Source organism: Nocardioides ferulae, assembly GCF_003660455.1.
GTDB lineage: Bacteria > Actinomycetota > Actinomycetes > Propionibacteriales > Nocardioidaceae > Nocardioides > Nocardioides ferulae.
In genome coordinates this window covers 95,494-120,167 of sequence record NZ_QZVR01000001.1, presented here as the reverse complement: position 1 = coordinate 120,167, position 24,674 = coordinate 95,494, and the positions used below count along the sequence as shown (strand labels likewise).

26 protein-coding genes and 4 tRNA genes are annotated in these 24,674 nt (G+C 71.7%); 6 read left to right on the top strand and 24 right to left on the bottom strand.

The window, feature by feature from the left end:
- Positions 1-10: 10 nt before the first annotated feature.
- The 13 genes from ruvA to D6B71_RS00520 all read right to left on the bottom strand — a co-directional run bounded on the left by ruvA (position 11) and on the right by D6B71_RS00520 (position 11,492).
- Positions 11-607 carry a Holliday junction branch migration protein RuvA gene (gene ruvA, locus D6B71_RS00580; protein WP_121250988.1) on the bottom strand — a complete coding sequence of 199 codons (597 nt, stop codon included), beginning with the start codon at positions 605-607 and terminating at the stop codon, positions 11-13.
- Entirely contained in the window at positions 604-1,191 is a 588-nt protein-coding gene (ruvC, locus tag D6B71_RS00575) for a crossover junction endodeoxyribonuclease RuvC (protein WP_121250986.1), read from the bottom strand. The genes ruvA and ruvC overlap by 4 nt, the downstream gene beginning before the upstream one ends.
- Positions 1,192-1,320: 129 nt before the next feature.
- Positions 1,321-2,088, bottom strand: coding sequence for a YebC/PmpR family DNA-binding transcriptional regulator (locus D6B71_RS00570; RefSeq protein ID WP_121250984.1), 768 nt, complete (start codon positions 2,086-2,088; stop codon positions 1,321-1,323).
- A 67-nt stretch (positions 2,089-2,155) separates the two neighbouring features.
- On the bottom strand, positions 2,156-2,749 hold the full coding sequence (pdxT, locus tag D6B71_RS00565) for a pyridoxal 5'-phosphate synthase glutaminase subunit PdxT (RefSeq protein ID WP_126688167.1): 594 nt from the start codon (positions 2,747-2,749) through the stop codon (positions 2,156-2,158).
- Complete coding sequence (locus D6B71_RS00560; protein ID WP_164519485.1) at positions 2,746-3,630, bottom strand: acyltransferase family protein; 885 nt, start codon at positions 3,628-3,630, stop codon at positions 2,746-2,748. The genes pdxT and D6B71_RS00560 overlap by 4 nt, the downstream gene beginning before the upstream one ends.
- A gap of 114 nt (positions 3,631-3,744) precedes the next feature.
- Positions 3,745-4,689 (bottom strand): pyridoxal 5'-phosphate synthase lyase subunit PdxS, encoded by a 945-nt coding sequence (gene pdxS, locus D6B71_RS00555; protein ID WP_206051490.1) that lies wholly within the window; start codon positions 4,687-4,689, stop codon positions 3,745-3,747.
- An 80-nt stretch (positions 4,690-4,769) separates the two neighbouring features.
- Positions 4,770-5,396, bottom strand: coding sequence for a phosphatidylinositol phosphate synthase (gene pgsA / locus D6B71_RS00550; RefSeq protein WP_121250980.1), 627 nt, complete (start codon positions 5,394-5,396; stop codon positions 4,770-4,772).
- 37 nt (positions 5,397-5,433) lie between these two features.
- Positions 5,434-6,621 (bottom strand): ROK family transcriptional regulator, encoded by a 1,188-nt coding sequence (locus tag D6B71_RS00545; protein ID WP_121250978.1) that lies wholly within the window; start codon positions 6,619-6,621, stop codon positions 5,434-5,436.
- 4 nt (positions 6,622-6,625) lie between these two features.
- Complete coding sequence (locus D6B71_RS00540; protein ID WP_121250976.1) at positions 6,626-7,939, bottom strand: sugar ABC transporter permease; 1,314 nt, start codon at positions 7,937-7,939, stop codon at positions 6,626-6,628.
- Positions 7,936-8,754: an ATP-binding cassette domain-containing protein gene (locus D6B71_RS00535; protein WP_240640904.1), complete on the bottom strand. Its 819-nt coding sequence runs from the start codon at positions 8,752-8,754 to the stop codon at positions 7,936-7,938. The genes D6B71_RS00540 and D6B71_RS00535 overlap by 4 nt, the downstream gene beginning before the upstream one ends.
- Positions 8,755-8,862: 108 nt before the next feature.
- Positions 8,863-9,993, bottom strand: coding sequence for a sugar ABC transporter substrate-binding protein (locus D6B71_RS00530; RefSeq protein WP_121250974.1), 1,131 nt, complete (start codon positions 9,991-9,993; stop codon positions 8,863-8,865).
- Between the two features lie 171 nt (positions 9,994-10,164).
- Complete coding sequence (locus tag D6B71_RS00525; RefSeq protein WP_240640903.1) at positions 10,165-10,953, bottom strand: inositol monophosphatase family protein; 789 nt, start codon at positions 10,951-10,953, stop codon at positions 10,165-10,167.
- Positions 10,950-11,492 carry an HIT family protein gene (locus tag D6B71_RS00520; protein WP_121250972.1) on the bottom strand — a complete coding sequence of 181 codons (543 nt, stop codon included), beginning with the start codon at positions 11,490-11,492 and terminating at the stop codon, positions 10,950-10,952. Before D6B71_RS00520 ends, D6B71_RS00525 begins: the two co-directional genes overlap by 4 nt.
- A 23-nt stretch (positions 11,493-11,515) precedes the next feature.
- On the opposite strand from D6B71_RS00520, the gene D6B71_RS00515 reads away from it, so the two are divergent.
- Positions 11,516-12,010: a GNAT family N-acetyltransferase gene (locus D6B71_RS00515; RefSeq protein ID WP_121250970.1), complete on the top strand. Its 495-nt coding sequence runs from the start codon at positions 11,516-11,518 to the stop codon at positions 12,008-12,010.
- A 253-nt stretch (positions 12,011-12,263) separates the two neighbouring features.
- On the opposite strand, the gene D6B71_RS00510 is transcribed toward D6B71_RS00515, so the two are convergent.
- The 5 genes from D6B71_RS00510 to D6B71_RS00490 form a co-directional block, all read right to left on the bottom strand.
- The gene (locus D6B71_RS00510; RefSeq protein WP_121250968.1) at positions 12,264-13,382 is read right to left on the bottom strand and encodes a DNA glycosylase AlkZ-like family protein; all 1,119 of its coding nucleotides are present in this window, start codon (positions 13,380-13,382) and stop codon (positions 12,264-12,266) included.
- Between the two features lie 76 nt (positions 13,383-13,458).
- Positions 13,459-14,394, bottom strand: a complete 936-nt coding sequence (locus tag D6B71_RS00505) for a glycoside hydrolase family 25 domain-containing protein (protein ID WP_126688166.1) — start codon at positions 14,392-14,394, stop codon at positions 13,459-13,461.
- 41 nt (positions 14,395-14,435) lie between these two features.
- Positions 14,436-16,424: a threonine--tRNA ligase gene (gene thrS, locus D6B71_RS00500; protein ID WP_121250964.1), complete on the bottom strand. Its 1,989-nt coding sequence runs from the start codon at positions 16,422-16,424 to the stop codon at positions 14,436-14,438.
- A gap of 149 nt (positions 16,425-16,573) precedes the next feature.
- Positions 16,574-17,032, bottom strand: coding sequence for a hypothetical protein (locus D6B71_RS00495; protein ID WP_121250962.1), 459 nt, complete (start codon positions 17,030-17,032; stop codon positions 16,574-16,576).
- A gap of 162 nt (positions 17,033-17,194) precedes the next feature.
- A tRNA-Val gene (locus tag D6B71_RS00490) sits at positions 17,195-17,266 on the bottom strand.
- A 226-nt stretch (positions 17,267-17,492) separates the two neighbouring features.
- Between D6B71_RS00490 and D6B71_RS00485 the strand changes: the two genes are divergently transcribed.
- From D6B71_RS00485 to D6B71_RS00470, 4 genes are all read left to right on the top strand, one after another.
- Positions 17,493-17,918, top strand: coding sequence for an SsgA family sporulation/cell division regulator (locus D6B71_RS00485; RefSeq protein ID WP_121250960.1), 426 nt, complete (start codon positions 17,493-17,495; stop codon positions 17,916-17,918).
- 257 nt (positions 17,919-18,175) lie between these two features.
- Positions 18,176-18,248: transfer RNA gene (locus D6B71_RS00480), tRNA-Gly, on the top strand.
- 31 nt (positions 18,249-18,279) lie between these two features.
- Positions 18,280-18,353: transfer RNA gene (locus tag D6B71_RS00475), tRNA-Cys, on the top strand.
- 32 nt (positions 18,354-18,385) lie between these two features.
- Positions 18,386-18,460: transfer RNA gene (locus tag D6B71_RS00470), tRNA-Val, on the top strand.
- A gap of 68 nt (positions 18,461-18,528) precedes the next feature.
- Here D6B71_RS00470 and D6B71_RS00465 read toward each other — a convergent pair.
- The 3 genes from D6B71_RS00465 to D6B71_RS00455 all read right to left on the bottom strand — a co-directional run bounded on the left by D6B71_RS00465 (position 18,529) and on the right by D6B71_RS00455 (position 21,506).
- Positions 18,529-18,759: a hypothetical protein gene (locus tag D6B71_RS00465; RefSeq protein WP_121250958.1), complete on the bottom strand. Its 231-nt coding sequence runs from the start codon at positions 18,757-18,759 to the stop codon at positions 18,529-18,531.
- Positions 18,760-18,920: 161 nt separating this feature from the next.
- Positions 18,921-20,528, bottom strand: coding sequence for a Na+/H+ antiporter NhaC family protein (locus D6B71_RS00460; RefSeq protein WP_121250956.1), 1,608 nt, complete (start codon positions 20,526-20,528; stop codon positions 18,921-18,923).
- Between the two features lie 171 nt (positions 20,529-20,699).
- The gene (locus D6B71_RS00455) at positions 20,700-21,506 is read right to left on the bottom strand and encodes an SDR family NAD(P)-dependent oxidoreductase (protein ID WP_121250954.1); all 807 of its coding nucleotides are present in this window, start codon (positions 21,504-21,506) and stop codon (positions 20,700-20,702) included.
- Between the two features lie 136 nt (positions 21,507-21,642).
- Between D6B71_RS00455 and D6B71_RS00450 the strand changes: the two genes are divergently transcribed.
- Positions 21,643-21,987 carry an STAS domain-containing protein gene (locus D6B71_RS00450; protein WP_121250952.1) on the top strand — a complete coding sequence of 115 codons (345 nt, stop codon included), beginning with the start codon at positions 21,643-21,645 and terminating at the stop codon, positions 21,985-21,987.
- A gap of 196 nt (positions 21,988-22,183) precedes the next feature.
- Here the strand turns inward: D6B71_RS00450 and D6B71_RS00445 are convergent, their stop codons facing one another.
- From D6B71_RS00445 to D6B71_RS00435, 3 genes are all read right to left on the bottom strand, one after another.
- On the bottom strand, positions 22,184-22,489 hold the full coding sequence (locus D6B71_RS00445) for a hypothetical protein (RefSeq protein WP_121250950.1): 306 nt from the start codon (positions 22,487-22,489) through the stop codon (positions 22,184-22,186).
- 65 nt (positions 22,490-22,554) lie between these two features.
- Positions 22,555-23,649 carry a potassium channel family protein gene (locus D6B71_RS00440; RefSeq protein ID WP_121250948.1) on the bottom strand — a complete coding sequence of 365 codons (1,095 nt, stop codon included), beginning with the start codon at positions 23,647-23,649 and terminating at the stop codon, positions 22,555-22,557.
- A 65-nt stretch (positions 23,650-23,714) separates the two neighbouring features.
- Complete coding sequence (locus D6B71_RS00435; RefSeq protein WP_121250946.1) at positions 23,715-24,674, bottom strand: YihY/virulence factor BrkB family protein; 960 nt, start codon at positions 24,672-24,674, stop codon at positions 23,715-23,717.

Sequence of the window (24,674 nt, the reverse complement as noted above, 5' to 3'; positions counted from 1 at the left end):
GTCCTCCCGCTCAGGCCTTGCTCAGCGCGCGCAGCGCGGCGCGCAGCAGGGCGGCGACGTCGGGGACGTCGCCTGCTTGGGGCGCCACGGTCTCGATCGCCTTCTCCGCGTCGCGGGCCGACCAGCCCAGTCCGACCAGGCCCTGGTGCACCTGGTCGCGCCACGCCGCGGCGGGTGGCGGCGCCGAGGCCGGCCGGCCGCCGACCGGGGCACCGAGCCGGTCCTTGAGCTCGAGGATGATGCGCTGGGCTCCCTTCTGGCCGATGCCCGGGACCCGGGTCAGCGTCTTCACGTCTTCGCCGGCGACCGCGCGGCGCAGCTCGTCGGGGGCGAGCACCGCCAGGATCGCCTGGGCCAGCTTGGGCCCGACGCCGGACGCGGTCTGCACCAGCTCGAAGACGGCCTTCTCGTCGTCGTCGAGGAAGCCGAAGAGGGTCAGGGAGTCCTCGCGGACGATCATGCTGGTCGGCAGCGTGGCGGGCTGCCCCACCCGCAGCGTCGCGAGGGTTCCGGGAGTGCACATCACTTCGAGGCCGACCCCGCCGACCTCGAGGACGGCGCTGGAGAGGGTCACGGCGGCCACCGGGCCGCGGACGAACGCGATCATGCGGGCCTCCTTCCGGTCTGGGTGCTGCTGGACGCCTTGGCTCGCGCCTTGGCCTGAGCGGCGGCGAGCTGACGCCGCTGGGCGGCCACCGCCTCGTCGATGCGGTGCTGCGCCGAGCCACGCCAGATGTGGGTGATCGCCAGGGCCAGCGCGTCGGCGGCGTCGGCGGGCTTGGGCGGCGCGTCGAGGCGCAGGATGCGGGTGACCATCGCGCCCACCTGGGCCTTGTCGGCGCGCCCGCTGCCGGAGACGGCCGCCTTGACCTCGCTGGGGGTGTGCAGCGCGACCGGGAGCCCGCGTCGCGCCGCGCACACCATCGCGATGCCGCTGGCCTGGGCGGTGCCCATGACCGTGCTGACGTCGGAGCGGGCGAAGACCCGCTCGACCGCGACCGCGTCGGGACGGTATTCGTCGAGCCAGGCGTCGACGCCCTTCTCGATGGTGACCAGCCGCTCGGCGACCGGGAGCGAGGAGGAGGTGCGCAGCACGTTGACGTCGATCAGGGCCAGCGGCCGTCCGATCGAGCCCTCGACCACGCCCATGCCGCAGCGGGTCAGGCCCGGGTCGATCCCGAGCACGCGCATCGGTCAGCCCTCCGTCCGAACAGGTGTTCGGAGCAACGCTAGCCGCCCGCTCCCCCGGTTGGCCGGAGGACACGCCCGGGCGCGCCGAGGGCGGTCCGTCCACCCACGGCGACGACGCAGCTCGGCGGGCTACGCGTCCTCGAGCTCGGCCATGACGTCCTCGGGCACGTCGACGTTGGTGAACACGTTCTGCACGTCGTCGAGGTCCTCGAGGGCGTCGACGAGGCGGAACACCTTCGTGGCGGCGTCGGCGTCGACGGGGATCTCCAGGCTGGCGACGAACTCGACCTCGGCGGAGTCGTAGTCGATGCCGGCGGCCTGGAGCGCGGTGCGCACCTGGACCACGTCGGTGGCCTCGGACTGCACCTCCAGCGACTCGTCGAGGTCGCTGACCTCCTCGGCCCCGGCGTCGAGGGTGGCCTCGAGGACGTCGTCCTCGGTCACCTCGCGCGCCTCCTGGACCTTGGGCACCATGACGACGCCCTTGCGGTTGAAGAGCCGGGAGACCGACCCGGGGTCGGCCATCGTGCCGCCGTTGCGGGTGACCGCGGTGCGGACCTCCATGGCGGCCCGGTTCTTGTTGTCGGTGAGGCACTCGACGAGGAACGCCACGCCCTGCGGGCCGTAGACCTCGTACATGATCGTCGAGTAGTCGGCCCCGCCGGCCTCGGCGCCCGAACCGCGCTTGACCGCACGGTCGATGTTGTCGTTGGGGACCGAGGACTTCTTCGCCTTCTGGATGGCGTCGTAGAGGGTCGGGTTGCCGGCCGGGTCACCGCCGCCCATCCGGGCGGCCACCTCGATGTTCTTGATGAGCTTGGCGAACATCTTGCCGCGCTTGGCGTCGATGGCCGCCTTCTTGTGCTTCGTGGTCGCCCATTTGGAGTGGCCAGACATGGATCCTCAATCCTCGGTCGAGCTGATCGGTCGGACTGCTGTGCCCGCGGCCGGCGCCCGCCCGCGTTCAGACGGCGCGGACCAGGTCGACGAAGCGTTCGTGCACCCGGGTGTCGCCGCCCACCTCCGGGTGGAACGACGTCGCCATCAGCGGGCCCTGCCGGACCGCGACGATCCTACCCGTGGCGGGGCCGTGACCGACGCGGGCGAGCACCTCGACGTCGTTGCCGGCCTTCTCGACCCACGGAGCCCGGATGAACACCGCGTGCACCGGGTCGTCGAGTCCGGCGAAGTCGAGGTCGTCCTCGAAGGAGTCGACCTGCCGGCCGAAGGCGTTGCGGCGGACGGTCACGTCGATGCCGCCGAAGGTCTCCTGGCCGGCGGCGGCGTCCTCCACCCGGTCGGCGAGCAGGATCAGGCCCGCGCAGGTGCCGAACGCGGGCATGCCGGAGGCGAGCCGCTCGCGCAGCGGCTCGAACATGCCGAAGGTGCGCGCCAGCTTGGCGATCGTGGTGGACTCGCCGCCCGGCAGCACCAGCCCGTCGCAGGCGTCGAGCTCGGTGGGGCGCCGGACCGGCAGCGCGCGCACACCCAGGCCCGTGAGCGCCTGCAGGTGCTCGCGAACGTCGCCCTGCAGGGCCAGCACGCCGATGGTGGTCACGCCCGGATCGTAGACGGCGGCCGGACCACAGCTCCTCTCGTGGGGGTGCCGGGGGCACCTCCCCGCCGCGAGGACGCCGGCCACACGAAGAGCGCGTCGGCCCAACGGGAGCGGCTCCGGGCGGCCACCAGGACCCGACCGAGGACCAGCGGGACGACGACCAGGAGCGCCGTCAGCAGCCAAGGGTCGCGGAGGTCGAGCGCGACGAGCAGCCGGGCGGCGTACACCATCGCGAGCAGGTGGCAGACGTAGTAGACGACGGAGTGGATCCCCAGGTGTCCGAGGAGCCGGCCCGCTGCCCCGGGAACCGCGGGCCCCGGGTCGAGGTGCTGCAGACCGGCGCGCCACAGCAGGTCACCGAGCAGGAACCAGCGGAACAGCTCCAGCAGCGCCTGGAGCTGGCTGCCGTCCGCGGCCAAGCCGGCGAGCACCCACACCACCGGGAGCGCCAGGGTGCGCGCGAGGCCGCCCAGGGGTGTCACGGCCAGGTGGAACACCAGCAGGTAGCCGAGGAACCACAGGTACGTCGAGGGGTCGTAGGCCAGCCGCGGCAGCCAGGCCCACGGCACCGGCGCTCCGGTGACGGCGGTGTCGACCAGCACGTGGGCGACGTCGAGCACACCCCACACCAGGTAGGGCCAGGCCAGCGCCTCGAGCTTGCCGCGCACGTGCCGGCGGCGGCCCTTGGCCAGCGAGCGGCCGACCAGCATCCCGGAGAGCGCCACGAGCAGCGGCATCCGGACCGGGGCCAGCTCGGTGTTGACCGCACGCAGCACGGCCGGGCCCTCGCCGGTCAGCCCGTCGGCGACGAGCTGGGCGTGGAGCAGCAGGACCGCGAGGATCGCGGCGCCCCGCAGCTGGTCCATCCAGGCGCGACGCACACCGCGCACCATCCAGGGGCCGGGTCAACGCCCGCGACCTCTTGGGTGACCCGGACGCGAACGATCGGCGACGACCGCCCGCGTGGAGCCACCACCGGCATCAGCGGGCGGCGGTCACCAGCCGCGCTCGGCCAGCCGGTGCGGCTGCGGGATCTCCTCGACGTTGATGCCGACCATCGCCTCACCGAGACCGCGTGAGACCTTCGCGACCACGTCGGGGTCGTCGTGGAAGGTGGTGGCCTCGACGATCGCCTTCGCCCGCTGGGCCGGGTTGCCGGACTTGAAGATGCCGGAGCCGACGAAGACGCCCTCGGCTCCCAGCTGCATCATCATCGCCGCGTCGGCGGGGGTGGCGATGCCGCCGGCGGTGAAGAGCACCACGGGCAGCTTGCCGGATCGTGCGACCTCGGCGACCAGCTCGTAGGGCGCCTGCAGCTTCTTGGCGGCGACGTAGAGCTCGTCGGTCTCCAGGGCGCCGAGACGGCGGATCTGGCGGCGGATCGTGCGCATGTGGGTGACCGCGTTGGAGACGTCGCCGGTGCCGGCCTCCCCCTTGGACCGGATCATCGCCGCGCCCTCGGTGATGCGCCGCAGCGCCTCGCCCAGGTTGGTCGCCCCGCACACGAACGGGACGGTGAAGGCCCACTTGTCGATGTGGTTGGCGTAGTCGGCCGGGGTGAGCACCTCAGACTCGTCGACGTAGTCGACCCCGAGGCTCTGCAGCACCTGCGCCTCGACGAAGTGGCCGATCCGGGCCTTGGCCATCACCGGGATCGAGACCGCCTCGATGATGCCGTCGATCATGTCGGGGTCGCTCATCCGCGACACCCCGCCCTGGGCGCGGATGTCGGCGGGCACCCGCTCCAGCGCCATCACCGCGACGGCACCGGCGTCCTCGGCGATCTTGGCCTGCTCGGCGGTGACGACGTCCATGATCACCCCGCCCTTGAGCATCTCGGCCATGCCGCGCTTCACGCGGCTGGTGCCGGTCTGGGCGGCGTCGGTGGAGGCGCCGGTCGGGGCGTCGGCGGCGGGGGTCACGGGGGTGCTGTCGGACATGACGGCCATGCTAGGGCCGGAACCGGCCGATGACCGCTTCCGGCCACCCGGGTGAGATCAGGCTCCCCGCGGCCCAGGCCTCAGGACGAGGCCTGCGCGGCGACCTCGGCCTGAGCCTGCTTGCGCACCACCCAGACCCGCTGGCCGACCGTGATGGTGCTGGCCACCGCGAGCACCCACAGCGCGACGTAGAGCAGGATCGGTTGGTCGAAGATCGCGCTCAGCCCGGTCATCACCAAGATCAGCACCAGCCGGTCGGCGCGCTCGGCGATGCCGACCTTGACGTCGAAGCCCAGCGTCTCGCCACGAGAGCGGGCGTAGGAGGTGATTGCCCCCATCAGCAGGCACACCAGCGACAGCACCAGGTAGAGCTTCGAGGGCTCCTCCCAGGCGAAGTAGAGCGCCAGGCCGATGAAGATCGCGCCGTCGCCGAACCGGTCGAGCGTGGAGTCCCAGAAGGCACCGAACTTGCTGACCCGGCCCGAGGAGCGGGCCATGTGTCCGTCGAGCAGGTCGCTGAAGACGAACGCGGTGATGAACAGCACTCCGGCGAGCAGCCTGCCCTGGGGGAAGAACACCAGCGCGCCGGTGCAGACCCCGAGAGTGCCGACCAGCGTGACCGCGTCGGGGCTCACACCCAGGCGCAGCAGCAGCCGGGCGATCGGCGAGAGGACGGCGGTGACGGCGGAGCGGAAACGTTCGAGCATGGCGTGAGCAGGCTACCGGTCCTCCGCCCGCGTCTCTTCAGCCTGCTCGCGCCGCCATCGTCTGGGGGTGGTCGAGCAACGGCTCGAAGGCCAGCTCCGCGGCGCCCAGCAGGGAGGCGTCGTCGCCCAGTGCGGCAGGACGGATGACGACGCCGGCTCGCAGCGAAGCCAGGTCGCTGCGCCCGAACTCGGCGCGCACCCGTTCCTCGGCGGCTCGCCAGACCTGGGCCAGGCAGCCGCCCAGGACGACGGCCTCCGGGTCGAACAGGTTCACCAGCGCCCGCAGGCCCACCCCGCACCAGCGCGCCACGTCGTCGACCGCGGCCCGCGCCCTGGTCTCCCCTGCTCCGGCGGCGGCGATCACCTCGGCGACCGCGGCCGGGCCGCCACCCGGGAGTCGCCCGGCCTCGCTCAGCAGCACGTTCTCCCCGACCTTCATCTCCCAGCAGCCGACCGCCCCACACCGGCACGTGGGGCCCTGGGGGTCCACCGGCAGGTGGCCGATCTCGCCGGCATAGCCGCTGGCGCCGCGCAGCGGCCGACCCCCCACGAGGAAGCCCCCGCCGATGCCGACGCTGGCGCTGAGGTAGGCCACCTCGGAGTAGCCGGTCGCGGCACCGCGGACATGCTCGGCGAGCACCCCCAGGTCGGCGTCGTTGCCGGTCGCCACGGCGCGCCCCAACCGCGCGGAGAGGAGCTCGGTGAACGGCTCGTCGAGCCAGCCCAGGTTGGGAGCGAACCGCACCAGCCCGTCGCTGTCGCGGATCGCCCCGGGCACCGAGACGCCGATCCCGTGGCAGTGCGCCGAGCCCGCCCCGAGCAGCGTGTCCTCCACCATCTGCGCCACCGACTCGGCGACCAGGGCCACCGCGTGCTCGCCACGCTGATGGCGCCGCTGGCGACGCTCCAGCACCTCGCCCCCGAGACCGACCCGGGCGACGGCGATGCGGTCGACACCGACGTCGACGGCGACCACGACGTTCTCCGCGCACGGCACCACCAGATGGGAGGGCCTCCCCCGCCCGCCCACCACCGCGGTCTGCTCGGTCACCAGGCCCAGGGACTGCAGCTCGACGGTCAGGGCACCGATCGTGCTCCGGTTCAGCCCGAGCCTTCGGGTCAGCTCGGCCCGTGTCGTCGGCCCCGAGGTGTGGACCGTGCGGAGGATCGCGGACAGGTTCGCCCGCCGCAGCTCCTCGCCCCCGACGCCCAGCCGGGTGCGCATGTCACTAGGCCCGACCGGTCGACGCCGCGCGCCGTCGGCTGAGCGCGTCCACCGCCGCCGCGAACACCAGCACGACTCCGGTCACCATGAACACGACGCCGGCGGGCTGGTTGAGCAGGCCCATCCCGTTGGCCACGACCGCGATGACCAGGCCGCCGATCACGGCGTCGGTCACCCGGCCCTTGCCCCCGAACAGGCTGGTGCCGCCGATGACGGCCGCGCCCACGGCGTACAGCAGGGTCTCGTTGCCGCCGGTCTGCGGCGACACGGAGTTGGTGCGGCTGGCCAGCAGGACGCCGCCGATGGCGGCGACCGACGAGCTCACCATGAAGCACGAGATCCGGATCCAGGCCACGTTGATGCCGGCCCGACGGGCCGCCTCGGCGTTGCCACCGACCGCGTAGATGTGCCTGCCCCAGGAGGTGCGGGTCAGCAGGTAGCTGAGCACCACGACCAGCAGCAGGATCACCAGGAGGACGTTGGGGACGCCCTTGATCGACTTCAGGTCGGGGAACGGGCTCCGCTCGGCGGACAGATAGCCCACGACCGCCAGCACCACCGCGGCCAGGGCCCCGGTCTTGAGGGCCCACAGCAGCAGCGGCTGGGACACCAGTCCCTCACGGCGCCGTCGCCGGATGGTGAGGAGCGTGGCGAGGCCGTAGCCGGCGATCGTGACCCCGGCGAGGGTCCAGCCCAGCCACAGCGGCATCGCCCCGTTGTTGAGCTTGAGCACGAACTCGTCGCGGTAGCCGATCGTGCCTCCCTCGCCGATGACCTGGAGCATCACGCCCTGGAAGCCGAGGAACGCCGCGAGCGTCACCACGAAGGACGGGATGCCGACCTTGGCGACGAACACGCCCAGGCAGGCTCCGATGAACGTGCCGGTCAGCAGCGCGGTGAGCAACGAGAGCGCCACGGGCCAGCCCTGCTCGGTCAGCACCACGCCGAGCATCGAGGCCGCGACGCCGCCGGTGACGCCTGCGGACAGGTCGATCTCGCCGAGGAGCAGCACGAAGACCAGGCCCATCGCGATCACCATGACACCGGCCGACTGGCCGATCAGGTTGGCGAAGTTGAGCGCGGAGGTGAAGGACTCGGGCTCGAGCGCCGAGAAGACCGCCACCAGCACGATGAGGCCGAGGATCGCCGGGAGCGATCCGACGTCACCGCCACGCACCCGCTCGACGTACGCCCGGAGGATGTCGCGGAGCTCCGTGCGCGTCCGACGGAGCCGGTCGGCGACGCGGAACCGCCACTTCGTCCCCTTGGGACCTTCGGGGGCGTGCCCCCGGGTCGCGCGTGCCGTCGGCGTGCTCATCGGGCAACTCCGTTCCCGTTCATGGGCGCGGCACCGTCGCGCTGGGTGGCACCGGAGGTGATCAGCTCGACCACGTCGGCGCGGGTGACGTCGTCCTTGCGCACCTGGGCGACCATGTGGCCGAGGTAGAGCACGGCGATGTCGTCGGCGACCTGGAACACCTCGTTGAGGTTGTGGCTGATCAGGACCACGCCGAGCCCTCGGTCGGCGAGCCGGCGCACCAGGCGCAGAACCTGCTCGGTCTGGGCGACCCCGAGGGCGGCGGTCGGCTCGTCGAGGATGACGATCTTGGAGTTCCAGAGAACCGCGCGGGCGATCGCCACCGTCTGGCGCTGGCCGCCCGAGAGAGAGGCGACGCGGGTGCGCACCGACTGGAGCGTGCGCACCGACAGACCGTCGAGGGTCTCCCGCGCCCGGGTCTCCATCGTGGTCTCGTCGAGCCTGACCCTGGGGCCCATCTCGCGGCCGAGGAACATGTTCTGGACGACGTCGAGGTTGTCGCACAGGGCGAGGTCCTGGTAGACGACCTCGATGCCGAGGGCGTTGGCGTCCTTAGGGCCGTGCACCTTGACCGGCTCCCCTTCGAAGAAGTAGTCGCCCGAGTCGAAGACGTGGATGCCGGCGACCCCCTTGATCAGCGTGCTCTTGCCGGCGCCGTTGTCCCCGACCAGCGCGGTGACCTGGCCGGCCCGGACGTCGAGGTCGACGCCCTGGAGCACCTGCACGGCACCGAAGCTCTTGTGGACGCCGCGCAGGCTCAGCAGCGGCTGGTCTGAGGGATGGGTTGCCGACAGCTCGGTGGCTGGGACGGACACGGGGGCTCTCCTCCGCCGGTGGTGGACGACCCGAGACGCGGCGACTGCGCCCGGGGGTGGAGCGGTCCTCAGGGACCCGCCGCGAGCGGCGGGTCCCCGAGGCAGCCGCTACTGGATGCCCGCCTTCTCGCAGGCGGCCGCGAACTCGTCGACGCAGATGTCGGCGGCGCTGGCGAACCCGTCGTCGATCACCTGCTGCACGTTCTCCGCCGTGATCCAGACCGGGGTGGCCAGTGCCGAGGGCACCTCCTCGTCGGTCTCGGTGTCGGTGACCGTGCCGGTCACCAGCGCCTCCGCCGCCTCGGTGTCGCCGTTGATCAGCGCGATGGCGAGGTCGGAGGCGGTCTTCGCCTCCAGGTCGGTGTTCTTGTAGACCGTGCCGCACTGGTTCCCGGCGAGGATCTGCTGCAGGCCGCCGGTGGAGGCGTCCTGGCCGGTGACCGGGATCTTGCCCGCGACGCCCTGGTCCTTCATCCGGGCGATGATGCCGCCGGCCATCGTGTCGTTGGCCGAGACGACGCCGTCGATCTTGCCGTCGTTCTGGGTGTAGAGCTGCTCGTAGGCTTGGCCGGCCTTCGTGGCGTCCCAGAAGCCGCTCTGGTCACCGACGAGCGTGTAGTCGCCGGAGTCGATCTTCTCCGCCAGCGCCTCCTCGTAGCCGGACTTGAACAGGCTGGCGTTGTTGTCGCTCGGGTCGCCGTTGATGTAGATGATGTTGGCCTTGGTCTTGCCGGCCTCGTCCAGGCAGGTCTGCAGGCCCGAGCCCATCAGGCGACCGACCTCGACGTTGTCGAAGGAGACGTAGTACGACGCGCCTCCGCGCAGGGTGAGCCGGTCGTAGTCGATGCTCTGGATGCCGGCATCGGTCGCCTTGGACAGGCAAGCCGCACCGGACTCGGAGTCGAGGTTGACGATCATCAGCACGGTGACGCCGCTGCTGATCATGGTGTCGCAGAGCCGGGTGAACTGGGCGGTGTCGCCGCCGGCGTTCTCGATCTGGTAGTCCACGCCGGCATCCTCGAAGGCCGCCTCGAGACTGGGTCGGTCGTTGTTCTCCCAGCGCGGCGAGGACGTCGTGTCGGGCAGGATCACCCCGATCTTGCCGTCGGCCCCTCCGCTGCCGTTACCGCCATTGCCGCCGTCGCCGTCGTCGTCATCGCCGCACGCGGCGAGCGAGGCGAAGGCCAGCACGCCGCACGCCACCAGGGACGCCAGCCGCACACCCTTGTTCCTGACCATTCCCGACCTCCAGCTCACAGTGACCCCCCTACCTGTGACGGAGATCACTTCCTTTGTTGTGGACCCCAACTTACGGAGGGCATGAGCCCGCAGCAAGGGGGTGCCAGACCGGTGTTCGTTGCACGGTCGAACGAACTGGCCGAGCGGCCGGGCGCACGCGCCGGACGGGAGTCAGGCCTGGGCGACCAGCGACGCGCAGAGCTCGTCGACCGCCGTCGGTGCGCCCGCGGCGTACCAGTCGACGCCCGCCGCGGTGAGGTGGCGGGTGACGCCGCCGACGCCGCGGATGATCGCCGCGCCCGGGAACTCGTCCCAGGGCTTGACCGAGTGCGCCAGCAGCGCCCCGAACCGGCCCTCGGCGATCGCCACGCAGTCCATGCTCATCGAGCCGAGCATCCGCAGGGTGGCCGCCCCCGCCACCGCGCGCCCGAACGCCTCGCCGATCGGGCCGGCGTACAGCGGCGGGTGGAGGTAGGTGACGACACCGGTCTCGGCGAGGGGCCGGTCGACGAGTGGAGCCAGCGGCACGCCGTCACGGGTGCTGGCCAGGCCGGGCCCACCGAGGTACGTCGTCTGCGCGTGCGGGTCGTGGACGGCGCCGAGCATCAGGTCGTCGGCGTCGCGCAGCGCGACGGCCGAGCACCACCAGGGCACCCCGTGCACGAAGTTCCAGGTGCCGTCGACGGGGTCGACGAACCACTCCCGGCCGCTGCTGCCGCGGTGGGCCGCACCCTCCTCCCCAACCAGCCCGTCGTCAGGACGCTCGCGGCGCAGCCGGTCGACCACCAGCGCCTCGGCGGCGTGGTCGGCCTCGGTCACCACGTCCGAGACCGAGGTCTTCCGGCCGACCTCGACACCGGCTGCGCGCATCCGGCGGGCCAGCGTGCCGGCCTCGCGGACCAGGGCGGCGGCGAGCAGCTCGTCGTCGGGGTCGATGCGCGCAGCGGCCACCCCGGTCACGCGGGCCAGGCCTTCGCGAACAGCTCCCGGGTCTCCGACAGCAACTGGGGCAGGGTCTTGGTGCGGCCGATGATCGGCATGAAGTTCTGGTCGCCCGGCCACCGCGGCACCACGTGCTGGTGCAGGTGGGCGGCGATGCCGGCACCGGCGATGTGGCCCTGGTTCATGCCGATGTTGAATCCGGCCGCACCGCTGGACGAGCGCACCACCCGCATCGCGTCGCGGGTCAGGTCGGCGATCTCGGCCGCCTCCTCGTCGGTGGTCTCGGTGTAGTCGGCGATGTGCCGGTAGGGGCAGACCATCAGGTGGCCGGGCGCGTAGGGATAGAGGTTGAGCACGACGAACGCGAGCTCGCCGCGGTGCACGACCAGACCGGCCTCGTCGTCGAGCCCGGGGATCCGGCAGAACGGGCACTCGCCGGAGGAGGCGTCCGAGGGCTTGTTCTCGCCCCGGATGTAGGCCATCCGGTGCGGGGTCCAGAGTCGGTCCAGCGCATCCGGCTGGCCGACGCCGTCCTGGCGCAGCGTCTCGTCCACCATGCTCGCGATCCTAGGGTTGCCCCGTGCAGACCACTCCCCCGGCCGTCCGACTCCGCCCGGCCACGCCCGACGACGCCCCCGCGGTCGCCGCCCTGTGGCACGCGGGCTGGCACGACGCCCACCCCGGCCACGTCCCCGACGGGCTGACCCGCGCCCGCACGCTCGCGGAGTTCGAGCAGCGGGCGCCGGGCATGGTGCCGGCCACCACCGTCGCCGAGGTCGGCGGCCTGCTGGCCGGCTTCGTCATGGTGGTCGGCGACGAGGTCGAGCAGGTGTACGTCGGCGCGGGTCACCGCGGCGCCGGGGTGGCGGCGGTGCTGCTGGCCGAGGCCGAGCGCCAGGTCGGCGCGGCCGGCCACGACGAGGCGTGGCTGGCCGTGGTCGCCGGCAACGCCCGGGCCCGCCGGTTCTACGAGCGCCAGGGCTGGCACGACGGCGGCGACCTGCCCTACGAGGTGACCTCGGGCGGCACGACGTACGTCTCGCCCTGCCGCCGTTATGTGAAGCAGGTGCGCTGACCCGCCACTCGCGGTCGGTCGAACCACGCTGACCCGCCACTCGTGGTCGGTCGAACCACGCTGACCCGCCACTCGTGGTCGGTCATCGGCGGCACCACCCCACGCCAGCACGGAAGGCTCGCCCCGAGCGAGCGGCAGCACGTCACCGCCGATCCACCCACCACCAGTGACAGGTCACCGCCGACCCACCCACCACCAGTGACAGGTCACCGCCGATCCACCCACCACCAGTGACAGGTCACCGCCGACCGCCTCACAGCCAGACCGGCTCCAGCCCCAGCCATCGGGCCAGGTCGTCGACCTCCGCCTCGACGGCATCGCGGTCGGCATCGAGGGGCTCGTCCTCGTGCAGGGCATCGATGCGCAGCTCGCCCTCCGCCCGGTCGGCCGTCGCGTCGAGCTTGCCGACCAGCCGGTCGCGCACGAGCACGGGCATCGCCCAGTAGCCCCAGCGCCGCTGCGCGGCGGGCTTGTACATCTCCAGCTGGTAGTCGAACTCGAACAGCTCGGTCATCCGCTTGCGGTCGAACACCAGCCGGTCGAGCGGCGAGAGCAGCGCGACGCGGCCGGCGAACGGCCGGTCGAGCAGGGTCGGGTCGACCCGCCACCGGCCCGGCACGCCCTCGATGACCGCCGGCTCGCCGGCCTCGCCGACGTCGTTGGGCTCGCCGGGCGTGACCGGCGCTCGCGGGCGGGCGAGGCCCAGCGCCCGCAGCCGGCGCTCCGCCCGCTCGCGCAGCGCGGACTCCAGGTCGGGCACGGGGTCGTCGGGGTAGACCCGCTCGGCGAGGTCCCAGAGCACCTCGCGACCCTCCCGACCGGCCCGAGCCACCTCACCGCGCTCGACCATGAGCCCGACCAGCATCTTCACGTTCTTGGCGTTGTTCCAGCCGCTGGAGCGCCACGGCACCGCGCAGGTGTCGGGCAGCGCGGACAGCGGCAGCGGGCCGTCCTGCCGCAGCGTCTCGAGCACGTCGATGCGGCACGCCTCGTTGGCCTCGACCCAGGCGAGCGTGCGCTCCTGCCAGTCCTTCAGCGGGGGCCGGCCGGGCCAGTGCCGCATCTCGGCCCGGAACAGCGCGAGGTCCTCCCGGGGCCGGAGCCGCTGGTCGAGATCGATCAGCTGCTGGGAGGCGACCAGCTCCTCGAGCTCGGCGGGGTCGTACGCCGAGCCCAGCCGGCTCCACAGCACGACGTCCGCACTCGGAGCCACTGCGGCCGTCGGCTCGACCTGGAGCATCGTCAGGTGCCGCACCACCTCGAGCACGGAGCCGGGTCGGGGCTGACCTGATCGCGGCTGGTCGAGCAGCTGTGCCTGCACGGCGATCCTGCGTGCCTCGCCTCGGCTCAACCGGTGCACCCTCTCGGTCATGGGGTGACGCTACGACGCCGAGTCGGCGCAACGGCAGACCCAGACCCGCCCAGCCGGCGCAAGCGCGGACTCGGCGTCAGCCGAGGTCGAACCAGTTGCCGGCGTGCAGGTCGACGCAGGTGACGTTCTGGTCGCGACCGGCCTCGACCCACTGGCCGAACACCGCCGCCCCGCCCTGGATGGTCCACTCGGTCCCGCAGCGGCTGGCAGCCTCCGTCCGGGAGGTGTGCCCGGCAGCCCGCCATTCGGGGACGCCCAGCTGGAGGTCGCCGACCACGTCGGCCCAGAGGTACGGCGTGGAGTAGACGCCGATCTCGAGGCCGGCGTCGCGATAGGCGCGGGCCAGCCCCTCGACCACCGCCGCGTTGGCCGCCAGGTCGGGGCCCCAGTCGAAGTCGGGAACCGGCTCGACGTCGATCCAGATGATCGGGCTGGCCAGGTCGGCGTCGGCCATCGTCTCGAGGTTGTAGCGGGCCTGGGCGTAGCCGGCGTTGCGCAGCGCGCCCAGCGGCGCGTCGCCGTCGTACGGGCCGTCGTCGCGGTGCTGGGCGAGCTGGTCGGCGTCGGGCAGGCTCGCCACCGCGTACGCCGCGACCGGGACGTCGCGCCGACGGGCCCAGGCGACCTGCTCGGCCAGGCAGGGGTTGGGGGTGTAGCCGGGCCCGTTGGTGAGTCCGAGCACGACGTAGCGGGCCTCGGGCAGCGGCATCGGGGCACCGAGCGTCGGCCGCTCGGGGATGCCCAGCCCCTTGGGGCACTGCGGCCAGCTGGCGTCGGCTCCGAGGGTGCCCTCGGCGAGCAGCGGCCCGGCCTCGCTGGCCGACTCCTCGGCGAGCAGCGCGGCCTGCGCCTCGGCGGCAGCGGCGAGCAGCCGCATCCGCTCCACGGAGTCGTCGGCGGGCGGCTCGGCAGGGGCGGCGGACGGCCGGCCCGCCTCCGTCGAAGGCGGCGGGCCGTCCGGCTGCGGTCCGGGCTCGTCGCCGCCGCACGCGGCGAGCAGAGCGGCCGCCATGCCGGCGGCCACCCAGCCCGAGAGCCGCGCTGCGCGGATGCTCAGACCTGCTCGCGCGACTCGACGGCCGCCGTCACCCGGGCGATCGCCTCGTCGATCGAGACGCCGTTGTCCTGGCGGCCGTCGCGGTAGCGGAACGACACCGCTCCCGCAGCCAGGTCGTCGTCGCCGGCGATCATCATGAACGGCACCTTCTGCAGCTGCGCGTTGCGGATCTTCTTCTGCATCCGGTCGTCGGAGTCGTCGACCTCGACCCGGATGCCGGCCGCCTGCAGGCGCTTCGCGACGTCGTACAGGTAGTCGTTGTGCCGTTCGGCGATCGGGATGCCCTGCACCTGCACCGGCGCCAGCCAGGGCGGGAACGCGCCGGCGTAGTGCTCGACGAGCACCCCGAAGAAGCGCTCGAGCGAACCGAACTTGGCCGAGTGGATCATCACCGGCTGCTGGCGTGAGCCGTCGGCGGCTTGGTACTCCAGGCCGAAGCCCTTGGGCTGGTTGAAGTCATACTGGATGGTCGACATCTGCCAGGTGCGGCCGATCGCGTCGCGGCACTGCACCGAGATCTTCGGACCGTAGAACGCCGCACCACCGGGGTCGGGCACCAGCTCGAGGCCGGTGTCGCGGGCCACCCCCTCGAGCACGGCGGTCGCGGTCGCCCAGTCGTCGTCGGAGCCGACGAACTTGTCCTTCTTCGCGTCGTCGCGGGTCGACATCTCGAGGTAGAAGTCGTCGAGACCGAAGTCGCGCAGCAGGCTGAGCACGAACTCGAGCAGGTGCTTGATCTCGTCGGGTGCCTGCTCGGGGGTGACGTAGGAGTGCGAGTCGTCCTGGGTGAGTCCGCGGACCCGGGTCAGCCCGTGGACGACGCCGGACTTCTCGTAGCGGTAGACCGACCCGAACTCGAACAGCCGCAGCGGCAGCTCGCGGTAGGACCGCCCGCGCGACCTGAAGATCAGGTTGTGCATCGGGCAGTTCATCGCCTTGAGGTAGTAGTTGCTGCCCTCCATCTCCATGGGCGGGAACATCGTGTCGGCGTAGTACGGCAGGTGCCCGGAGGTGTGGAAGAGCCCCTCCTTGGAGATGTGGGGGGTGCCGACGTAGGAGAAGCCCTCCTCGATGTGACGCTGGCGGACGTAGTCCTCCATCACCCGCTTGATCACCCCGCCCTTGGGGTGGAACACCACCAGGCCCGAGCCGATCTCGTCGGGGAAGCTGAACAGGTCGAGCTCGCGGCCGAGCTTGCGGTGGTCGCGTCGCTCGGCCTCCTCGAGCCGGTGGAGGTAGGCCGCGAGGTCCTCCTTGCTGGGCCAGGCGGTGCCGTAGATGCGCTGGAGCTGCTTGTTCTTCTCGTCGCCGCGCCAGTACGCCGCCGCGGAGCGCATCAGCTTGAACGCCGGGATCCGCTTGGTCGTGGGCAGGTGCGGGCCGCGGCAAAGGTCCTTCCAGGCCAGCTCCCCGTTGCGCCGGTGGTTGTCGTAGATGGTCAGCTCGCCGGCCCCGACCTCGACGCTGGCACCTTCGGCGGCGTCCTCGCCGTGACCCGACCCCTTGAGGCCGATCAGCTCGATCTTGTAGGGCTCGTCGGCGAGCTCGTTGATGGCCTCGGCGTCGGTGACCGCGCGGCGGGTGAACCGCTGGCCCTCCTTGATGATCTTGCGCATCCGGGTCTCGATCTTCTCGAGGTCCTCGGGCACGAAGGGGGTCTCGACGTCGAAGTCGTAGTAGAAGCCGTTCTCGACCGGCGGGCCGATGCCGAGCTTGGCCTCGGGGAACAGCTCCTGCACGGCCTGGGCCAGCACGTGCGCGGTGGAGTGTCGCAGGATCGCGAGGCCGTCGTCGCTGTCGATCGCGACACCCTCGACGACGTCGCCGGGGGCGAGCTCGTGGGCCAGGTCGCGCAGCTCACCGTCGACGCGGGCGGCGATCACGCTCGGGTCCTCGGCGAACAGCTCCCACGCCTTGGTGCCCGTCGTGACCGTCCGTTCCTCGCGCGCGTCGGCGTGGGCAAGGACGACCTGGATGTCGGACACGGAGAGGCTCCTGGGATGTCGGCTGCGATGCGATCACCCGCGGCGGCGCCACGGGTCCGTCGATCGTATCGGCCGCCCGCGTGGCCCCGCCGCCCGGTTTCGGGCCGGCCGGATCCCCGACCTCGGATCAACCGGAGGCCGGGAATGCCTCAGACGGGCTCGCCCGCCCGCACCATCAGCCGCCGGGCGACGTGCCGCGGCGGCAGCGGCGGCGTACGCCGCATGGCGCGGGCCAGCAGCAGCGTCACGACGGCGATGAACAAGAACGCGGAGTGCATCCAGGAGTAGGTCTGGATGAAGGAGAGCTCGAGCCCGATCCAGAACACCAGGAAGATCGCGGCGCCCGCGACCTGATCGGGTGCCCGGGGGCCTTGGCGCCAGGTGGCCGCCGCGGCCACGGTCGCGGGCAGCGCCACGAACAGCAGGAGCGCGAGGCCGGCGAGGGCCAGGCTGTCGAAGGGGAGCCGCTCGTCGATCTCGTCACCGAAGGAGATCCCCCCGCCGATCAGGCCGACCGCCCCGGCGTACGCCGAGAGGGCCACGAGGGCGGTCCAGACGGTGGTGACGATGCGCAGGGAGGCGCGCAGAGGGTGATGCCGGCTGCTCATGGAGCCATTGTTACTGGCGGGTCACTTAGGCGGCAGGGACCAAGGTCCCGGCTGCCGGACGCGGTCGGGAGGTGACGGAGTCCCCCCGGCGGCAACCCGCTCCGGAGGGCCCGGAGACGGCTCGAGGCCGGCCCTGGTGGGGGCCGGCCTCGAGTCTCAGAGTGGGCGATACTGGGTTCGAACCAGTGACCTCTTCGGTGTGAACGAAGCGCGCTACCACTGCGCCAATCGCCCGTCTCGGCGTCCCGAGCTCGGAGGCTGGGCCGCGGTCAGGGACTTTAGCGCATCGCCGCCGACGACTCACATTCCGGGTCGGCTTCGGGTCACATCGCGCGCCTGCCTGCCGATCAGGAGAGCACAGGGGTTGTTGCCCGGGACTCGCGTCACGAACGACGCGACGAGACGTCCCTCCGGTGACGCCCGCCCAGCACCCAGGCATCTGCAGCAGCGGAGGACCGTGATGACCCAGCGACCCATCTCCCGGGGCACTTCGCAAGACCTGACCCTGCACTGCCTCGACCAGCTCGGGAGGCCCGTCGAGATCGAGGCGACCTTCCACTACGACCCGCACGACCCGTACGCCGTGGAGCTGGCGTTCCACGCGGCCGGGTCCGACGTGAGCTGGTGGATGGCCCGCACCCTGCTGCTGCGCGGCCTCGCCGGACCCGAGGGCGAGGGCGACGTGCTCGTGTGGCCCAGCGTCGACGAGGACTCCCGGGCCGTGCTCGTGATGGAGTTCCGCTCCCCCGACGGTCACCTGCTGGCGCAGGCCGACAGCGAGGCGCTCCAGGCCTTCCTGGGCCGGACGCTCACGGCGGTGCCGATCGGCACCGAGAGCGAGCACCTCGACCTCGACGCACTCACCCACTACCTGCTGGCGAGCTGAGGGCCCCCCGCCCCGGACGCGCTCGAGGAGCTCCGGTTCCCGGCTGCGCCAGACCTGCCGCACCTGGCGGGTCACCGGGCCGCGCGCCCGCTGCACACGGTCGTTCCACCTCCGCACCGCCGGGTGATCGCGCCGCCTGGCATGGCCGCGATCACCCGCTGTTCACGCGCTCGTGACACGCCGAGGGGGGCGAATTTTGCGTCGCTGAGGGGTTCGGCTACTGTTCTCGACGCACGCCGACCTCGGTCGGAGCGCAAGCGGACGTAGCTCAGTTGGTAGAGCGCAACCTTGCCAAGGTTGAGGTCGCGAGTTCGAGCCTCGTCGTCCGCTCGGAGAGGTCTCTCCCAGGTTTGGCCTCCGTGGTGGGTTGGCCGAGAGGCGAGGCAACGGACTGCAAATCCGTGTACACGGGTTCAAATCCCGTACCCACCTCCAACCGCACACCACCGCAGGACAATTCAAGACCCGGGCGATTGGCGCAGTGGTAGCGCGCTTCCTTGACACGGAAGAGGTCACTGGTTCAAACCCAGTATCGCCCACCAGGCTCACAGTTCAGAGGCCCCTACGAGGGCCTCTTTTCTGTTTGCGGCCCGATTCTCACGGGTCCAGGTCAGCCTCGGCCGGCGCCCCGGTTCCGTGGGTGATTCCTGGCCGTGCGTTCGTTGCCGTGCTTGTAGTTTTCGGTCAGCCTGGCCATCAGCTCTTGCGGATCGTCGTCCTCGACGTCAGCGATGAAGCGAACCGCGGCGGGGCCGCGCAGCGTCGTCGCACGGCGGCCGTGGTGACTGATCACCACGTCGTCGCCGACGACTCTGTACTCGAAGTCGCTGGGTCGGTTCACCGGGTCATCCTCTGCGACCGCCCCGTGAGGCGCTAGCGGTTTCTCGCCCGGACGAGGCGACCCCAGCTCCACCTCTCCACCCCGCCCACCTGCCACGAGCCCCCGAGTCGGCGGCCAGCAATCAGCCAGACAACCCGGGCGGCCAGAGGTCACGCACCCGCTCAAGCAGAGCCGGAGCCCTGATGCTCGGACAGTTGCGCCTCGTCGACCGTCGGCCCCCACAGCCGCTGGGCGAGGAACGCGAGCGCAGCAGTGACCCCCAAGGTGACCACCAGGCCGACCGTCGCGGGTGAGCCGAACGCCACCATCACGTAGCCCACCGTCGACGCGACGACAGCCAGGATCATGTACGGCAGCTGGGTGGTGACGTGGGTGATCACGTTGCACCCGGCTCCGGTGGCGCTGAGGATCGTGGTGTCCGAGATCGGCGAGGCGTGGTCGCCGGCGACCGCACCGGCCAGGACCGCGCCCAGCGCCGGGAGCAGCAGGTCCGGGGCGTCGAGGGAGTTGAGGATGCCCCCGGCGAGCGGGATAAGCAACCCGAAGGATCCCCACGAGGTGCCCGTGGCGAAGGCCATGGCGGCCGCGACCAGGAACACCAGCGGGATCAGCCAGGACGGCGAGATCGAGGAGTCCTCGATCAGCCCGGCGAGGTACTCCCCGGTGCCGAGGCCCTCGATCAGCGCGCCCAGCATCCACGCGAGGACCAGGATGCTGACGGCGGGCATCATCGACTTCACCCCCTCGACCCACCCGCGTCCGAAGGTGGCCCGGCCGAACCTCGGGTTCTCAGCGGTGTCGCGCACGTAGTAGTAGATCGCCGCGGCCACCCCCAGCAGACCGCCGAGGAGCAGCGCGAGCGAGACGTCGGTCTCGGCGAGGATGTCGACCATCGACCACGAGCCGGCCGACCGCCGGCCGGTCCAAACGATGCCGCCGAGCACGCCGACCACCAGCACGGCGAACGGCACCAGCAGGGCGAGCTTCGCGCCCGGACGGTGCACCGGGAGGTCCTCGGAGAGCTGGCCGGGGATCTCGGAGCTCTTGTCGAAGCACTCGCCGTGCAGGATCGCGCGCCGCTCCTCGGTGCGCATCGGCCCGAGATCGAGCTGCAGCGTGGCGACCAGCGCCACCAGGAGCAACGCCGCGAACGCGTAGTAGTTGGCCCCGGCCGCCTGCACGAAAGCGCCGATGTCGCTGAGGTCCAGCGACGAGGCCGCGACCTCGGTCCCGATCAGGCCGAGGATGAACGCCCCCCAGCTCGAGAACGGCGCGAGCACGGCCACCGGCGCCGAGGTGGAGTCGACCAGGTAGGCCAGCTTGGCCCGGGAGACCCGATGGGAGTCGGTCACCGGTCGGCTGACCTGGCCCACCGCCAGCGCGTTGAAGTAGTCGTCGACGAAGATCGCCACCCCCAGCGCAGCCGGGAGCATCGTGGCCCCGCGACGAGAGCGGATCCTCGTCTGGGCCCAGTCGGCGAAGGCGCGCGTGCCGCCCGACATCATGATGAAGGCGGTGATCACGCCGAGCAGCAGCGTGAAGGCCAGGATGTAGACCTTGGTGGTGTTCACGCCGCCGTCGACCCAGAAGATGTCACCGAACGCCCCCAGGACCTCCTTCAGCGAGCCCCAGGGCGCGAAGTCCTGGATCAGCAGCGCCGACGAGACGACCCCCAGCCCCAGGCTCAACAGCACCTTGCGGGTGGCCACCACCAGACCGATCGCGAGCAGGGGCGGCACCAACGTCAGGATCGGATAGTCGTCGACCATGAGAGCTCCCAGCGGCAGGGGGACACGACACTAGACGGTATGACGTGACCTAGACCGGTTGCCGCGATCGCAGCCATCATCCCCGCTCGCCCGTCCGGGTCGCCGACGCGCCGCGCGACCGGAGCCGGCCAGCGACTCCCCTGCCCGTCAGTGCGTGGCCGCGCCCCCACGCTATCCACGCACCGCGGCACCCGCTCGGCGTACCGCGAACCGGGCCGCGTGCCGTCCGGCACCGAGCGGGCCCAGCAGGTTGACCGACGCCGGCGGGTGCGGGTCGGCCAGCACCGCGAGCAGGCGGCGGGCGGCCACCTCCGGCGGGTCGGCGAACACCTCACGCACCACCGCGAACGGCTTCATCATCTTCTCCCCCTGCTCGCCGACGGCATGGGAGTCGAGCAGCTTCTCGGTGAGCATCATCCCCGGGTTGAAGCCGACGACGTGGACGCCGGTGCCGGCGTACTCCTTCCGGACGCTCCGGGTGAACCCGCCGACCCACGCCTTGCTGGCGCCGTACGGCGAGGTGTAGGCGGTCGCGCGGGCGTTGTCGCCTCGGCCCAGCACGTTGACGACCGTGCCGCCACCGGCGAGCATCCGCGTCACAGCCGCCCGAGTGCCGTGGAAGGTGCCCATCGCGTTGACCTCGATCGCCCGCCGGAACTCGGCCGGGTCCAGATCGAACGCGCGGCCCACCGGATTGCTCGTCGCGGCGTTGTTCACCCACGCGTCCAGCCGCCCGTACGCCGCGACCGCCCGCTCGGCGAGCAGCTCGACCTGCTCGCCCTCGGTCACGTCGCAGGCGACCCCCAGGGCATCCAGGCCCCGGCTCCGCAGCTCGGCGGCGACGTCCTCGGCCTCCTCGGCCCACGGTCCCGTGACCACGACCCGGGCACCGCGTTGCGCCGCCAGCCCCACCAGCACCCGCCCGAACCCCCGAGTGCTGCCGGTGACCACGACCACCCGCCCCGCCAAGGACCTCATGGCTCCCCCGCTCCTCACGTCTGGAGGCACAACCTAAGGCACCGCCGTCCGGCGACCCGTCTGGACCAGCTCCACCCTTCGGGGTGTTTCTTCGGAGCAGGCGTAACGCAGCGACCACCTCGCGCGATGTAGGGGTATGACCCGCTCGCCGCTGTTCTCGCGCACGGGACGACACCTGTCCGTCGTCACGGTCTCCGACCGGTGCCTGCTCCGGTTCGACGGTGAGCTCGACGTGGCTCGCATCGACGACATCGAGCGTCAGGTCACCGGGGCTCTCGCCGAGGGGCATCGGGAGATCGAGCTCGACCTCGGCGACGTCACGTTCATGGACTGCGCGACCATCGGCACCCTGATCAGCTGCGTGCGCGAGGCCCGCGCCGCCGGTGGCACGCTGCAGATCTGCGCCGCGAGCCCCGCGGCTCGACGGGTCATCGACCTGACCCGCACCGGCGACGCCCTCGGCCTGGCTCCCGCCGCCTGAGCGTCCACCTCCGCCCGTGGCCCGCGTGAGCCGGTTGGACCATGACCCATGGCCCGACCGGGCCATCCCGCGACATCCTCCTCGGCGATGACCCCGGGGACAGTCGCTGGCTAATCTCGTGTCTCCGAGCCGCTGGAGACCCGAGACTCCAGCGGCTCGGACCATTTCCGCGGTACGCCGCGCCGCCGCACCGGCCTCAGCCGGGCGTGAGCAGGCTCGACGGCAGCCACTCCTCGACCAGCGCCCAGGCGTCGGGCCGCAGGTGAGCGGCGTACACGACCCGGCCTTCCCAGCCGCCGCGGGTGCGCCGCCACTCCAGCAGCAGGCCGGGCCGCTTCACCCCCGCCCGGTCGGCGGCGTCGGCCACCCAGCAGTGCCGCGCCGGACAGTCCTCCGAGGGCGGCCCCGGGAACGGCTCGGTGAACCTGGAGGCCGTCGACGACGGGCGCACGCGCGCGGCCAGCGGGATCCCCCCACCCCGCCTGTTCATCCCGCCGGCCATGCACCGATCGTCCCACATGATCGAACAGGTGTTCGGATCGAGTGGTCGGCGACGTGCGATCGGGGTCAGTCCTCCTCGACGGCGAAGTCCTCGTCGTGGGTGCCGGGCCGGGGCGCCCAGGGCAGCTCCTTGGCGGGGCGGACCACGATCAGCCGGTCGCCGCGGGCGAGCTGGGTGACCACCGGGTCGAAGTAGCGGTAGACCTTCTCGTCGCGGACCACCGCGATCACCTGGTCCGGCAGGCTCTGCGGCTGCCGCCCCACCTCGGTGACCAGCAGGTCGCGCTCGGCCACCTCGAGACCCTCACCATAGGTGAGGAGGTCCTCCATGACCGAGCCCAGCGTCGGTGACAGGGAGGACAGGCCGAGCAGCCGGCCCACGGCGTCGGAGGAGGTGATCACAGAGTTCGCCCCGGACTGCTTCATCAGCGGAGCGTTCTCCTGCTCCCGCACCGCGGCCACGATCCAGGCGTCGGGGTTGAGCTGCCGGACGGTGAGCGTGGAGAGCACGTTGGAGTCGTCGCGGTCGGTGGTGATGATCACCTGGCTGGCATCGGCGACGCCGGCCCGCCGCAGCACCTCGCGTCGCGTCGCATCGCCGGTGACGACCGCCAGCCCGTCGGCGTGCGCGTCCTGGAGCGCCAGCGGGCTCGGGTCGACGACCACGATGTCGTCGCGGTCCTGGCCATTGTTGACCAGGGTCTCGACCGCGCTGCGGCCCTTGGTGCCGTAGCCCACCACGACGACGTGCTCACCCATGCTCTTCCTCCACCGGGCGACCCGGAACATCTCGCGGCCCTGCGAGGCGAGCACCTCGAGGGTGGTGCCGATCAGCAGGACCAGGAACCCGATCCGGGCCGGCGTGACCACGAACGCGTTCACCATCCTGGCGAAGTCCGTGGCGGGGGCGATGTCGCCGTACCCGGTCGTGCTCAGGGTCACCGTCGTGTAGTAGATCGCGTCCAGCAGGCTGACGCTGCCGTCGGTGCTGTCGCGATAGCCGTCCCGGTCGAGATAGACGATCAGCACCGTGCCGACCAGGATGCCCAACGCCGCCAGCAGCCGCCGCCCCAGCTCCCACCACGGCGACCGCACCCGCTCCGGCAGCTCCACCTTGCCGACGGCCGTCCCCTGGAATCGGATGCGTTCGGACTCGGCCACGCAGCGAATCTAGTGGACCCGTGGGACGGATCCGCCCAGACCCGCGCGGCTCAGCGCGCTTCGGGTCAGCGGCCGATCCGGTTGCGCAGCTTCGTGACCAGCTCCAGCCGGGCCCGCATGGTCTGCTTCTGCGGGAAGACGGTGTCGAAGGCCGCGTTGACCGCGGCACCGATGAGCACCGCGATCGCCAGGATGTAGAGCCAGATCAGCACCGCGATGGGGGCGGCCAGCGGACCGAAGATCGACTTCGAGTCGGTCGCGGTGACCGTGAGCACCCAGCGCAACACGTAGGACCCGAAGATCCACGCCACCAGCGAGAAGACCGCGCCGGGCAGGTTGAAGCTCCAGTTGGTGCGCACCGGGACCGACACGTGGTAGAGCGTGGCCAGGAAGCAGATCGAGACCACGACGACGATCGGCCAGTAGAAGGCCATCAGGAAGTCGAGGTCCTCGGGCAACCAGTCCGCGAGCAGTCCGGGCCCGACCACGACCAGCGGGATGGTCGCGGCACCCGTCACCAACGCCAGCAGATAGAGGCTGAACGAGAGCGCCCGGGTCTTGATGATGCCCCGGCTCCCCCCGAGACCGTGCATGATCGTGATGGTGTCGACGAACACGTTCAGCGCCCTCGACCCGGACCAGAGGGCGAGCACGAAGCCCACCGAGATCACGTCGAAGCGGCCTGGCCCGAGCACCTCGTCGATGGTCTTGGTGATCACCTCGTCGACGGCGCGGTCGGTGAGCGCGCGCGAGGCCAGGTCGATGATCGCCTCCCGGACCTCCTCGACCTGCGCCTGGGAGTAGCGGTCGGAGATGAAGCCGATGGCGCCGGTGAACGCGAAGATCAGCGGCGGCACCGAGAGCAGCGCGAAGAACGCCGCCTCGGCGGCCAGGCCGGTCACCCGATAGCGCATGCAGGAGCCGACCGTCGTGACGATCAGCCGCCACAGGATGTCGAGTGCTCGGCGCCACCAGGGGCCCGATGCCCCGGCCTCGGAGACGTCCTGCTTCCCCGCTGCCGGCAT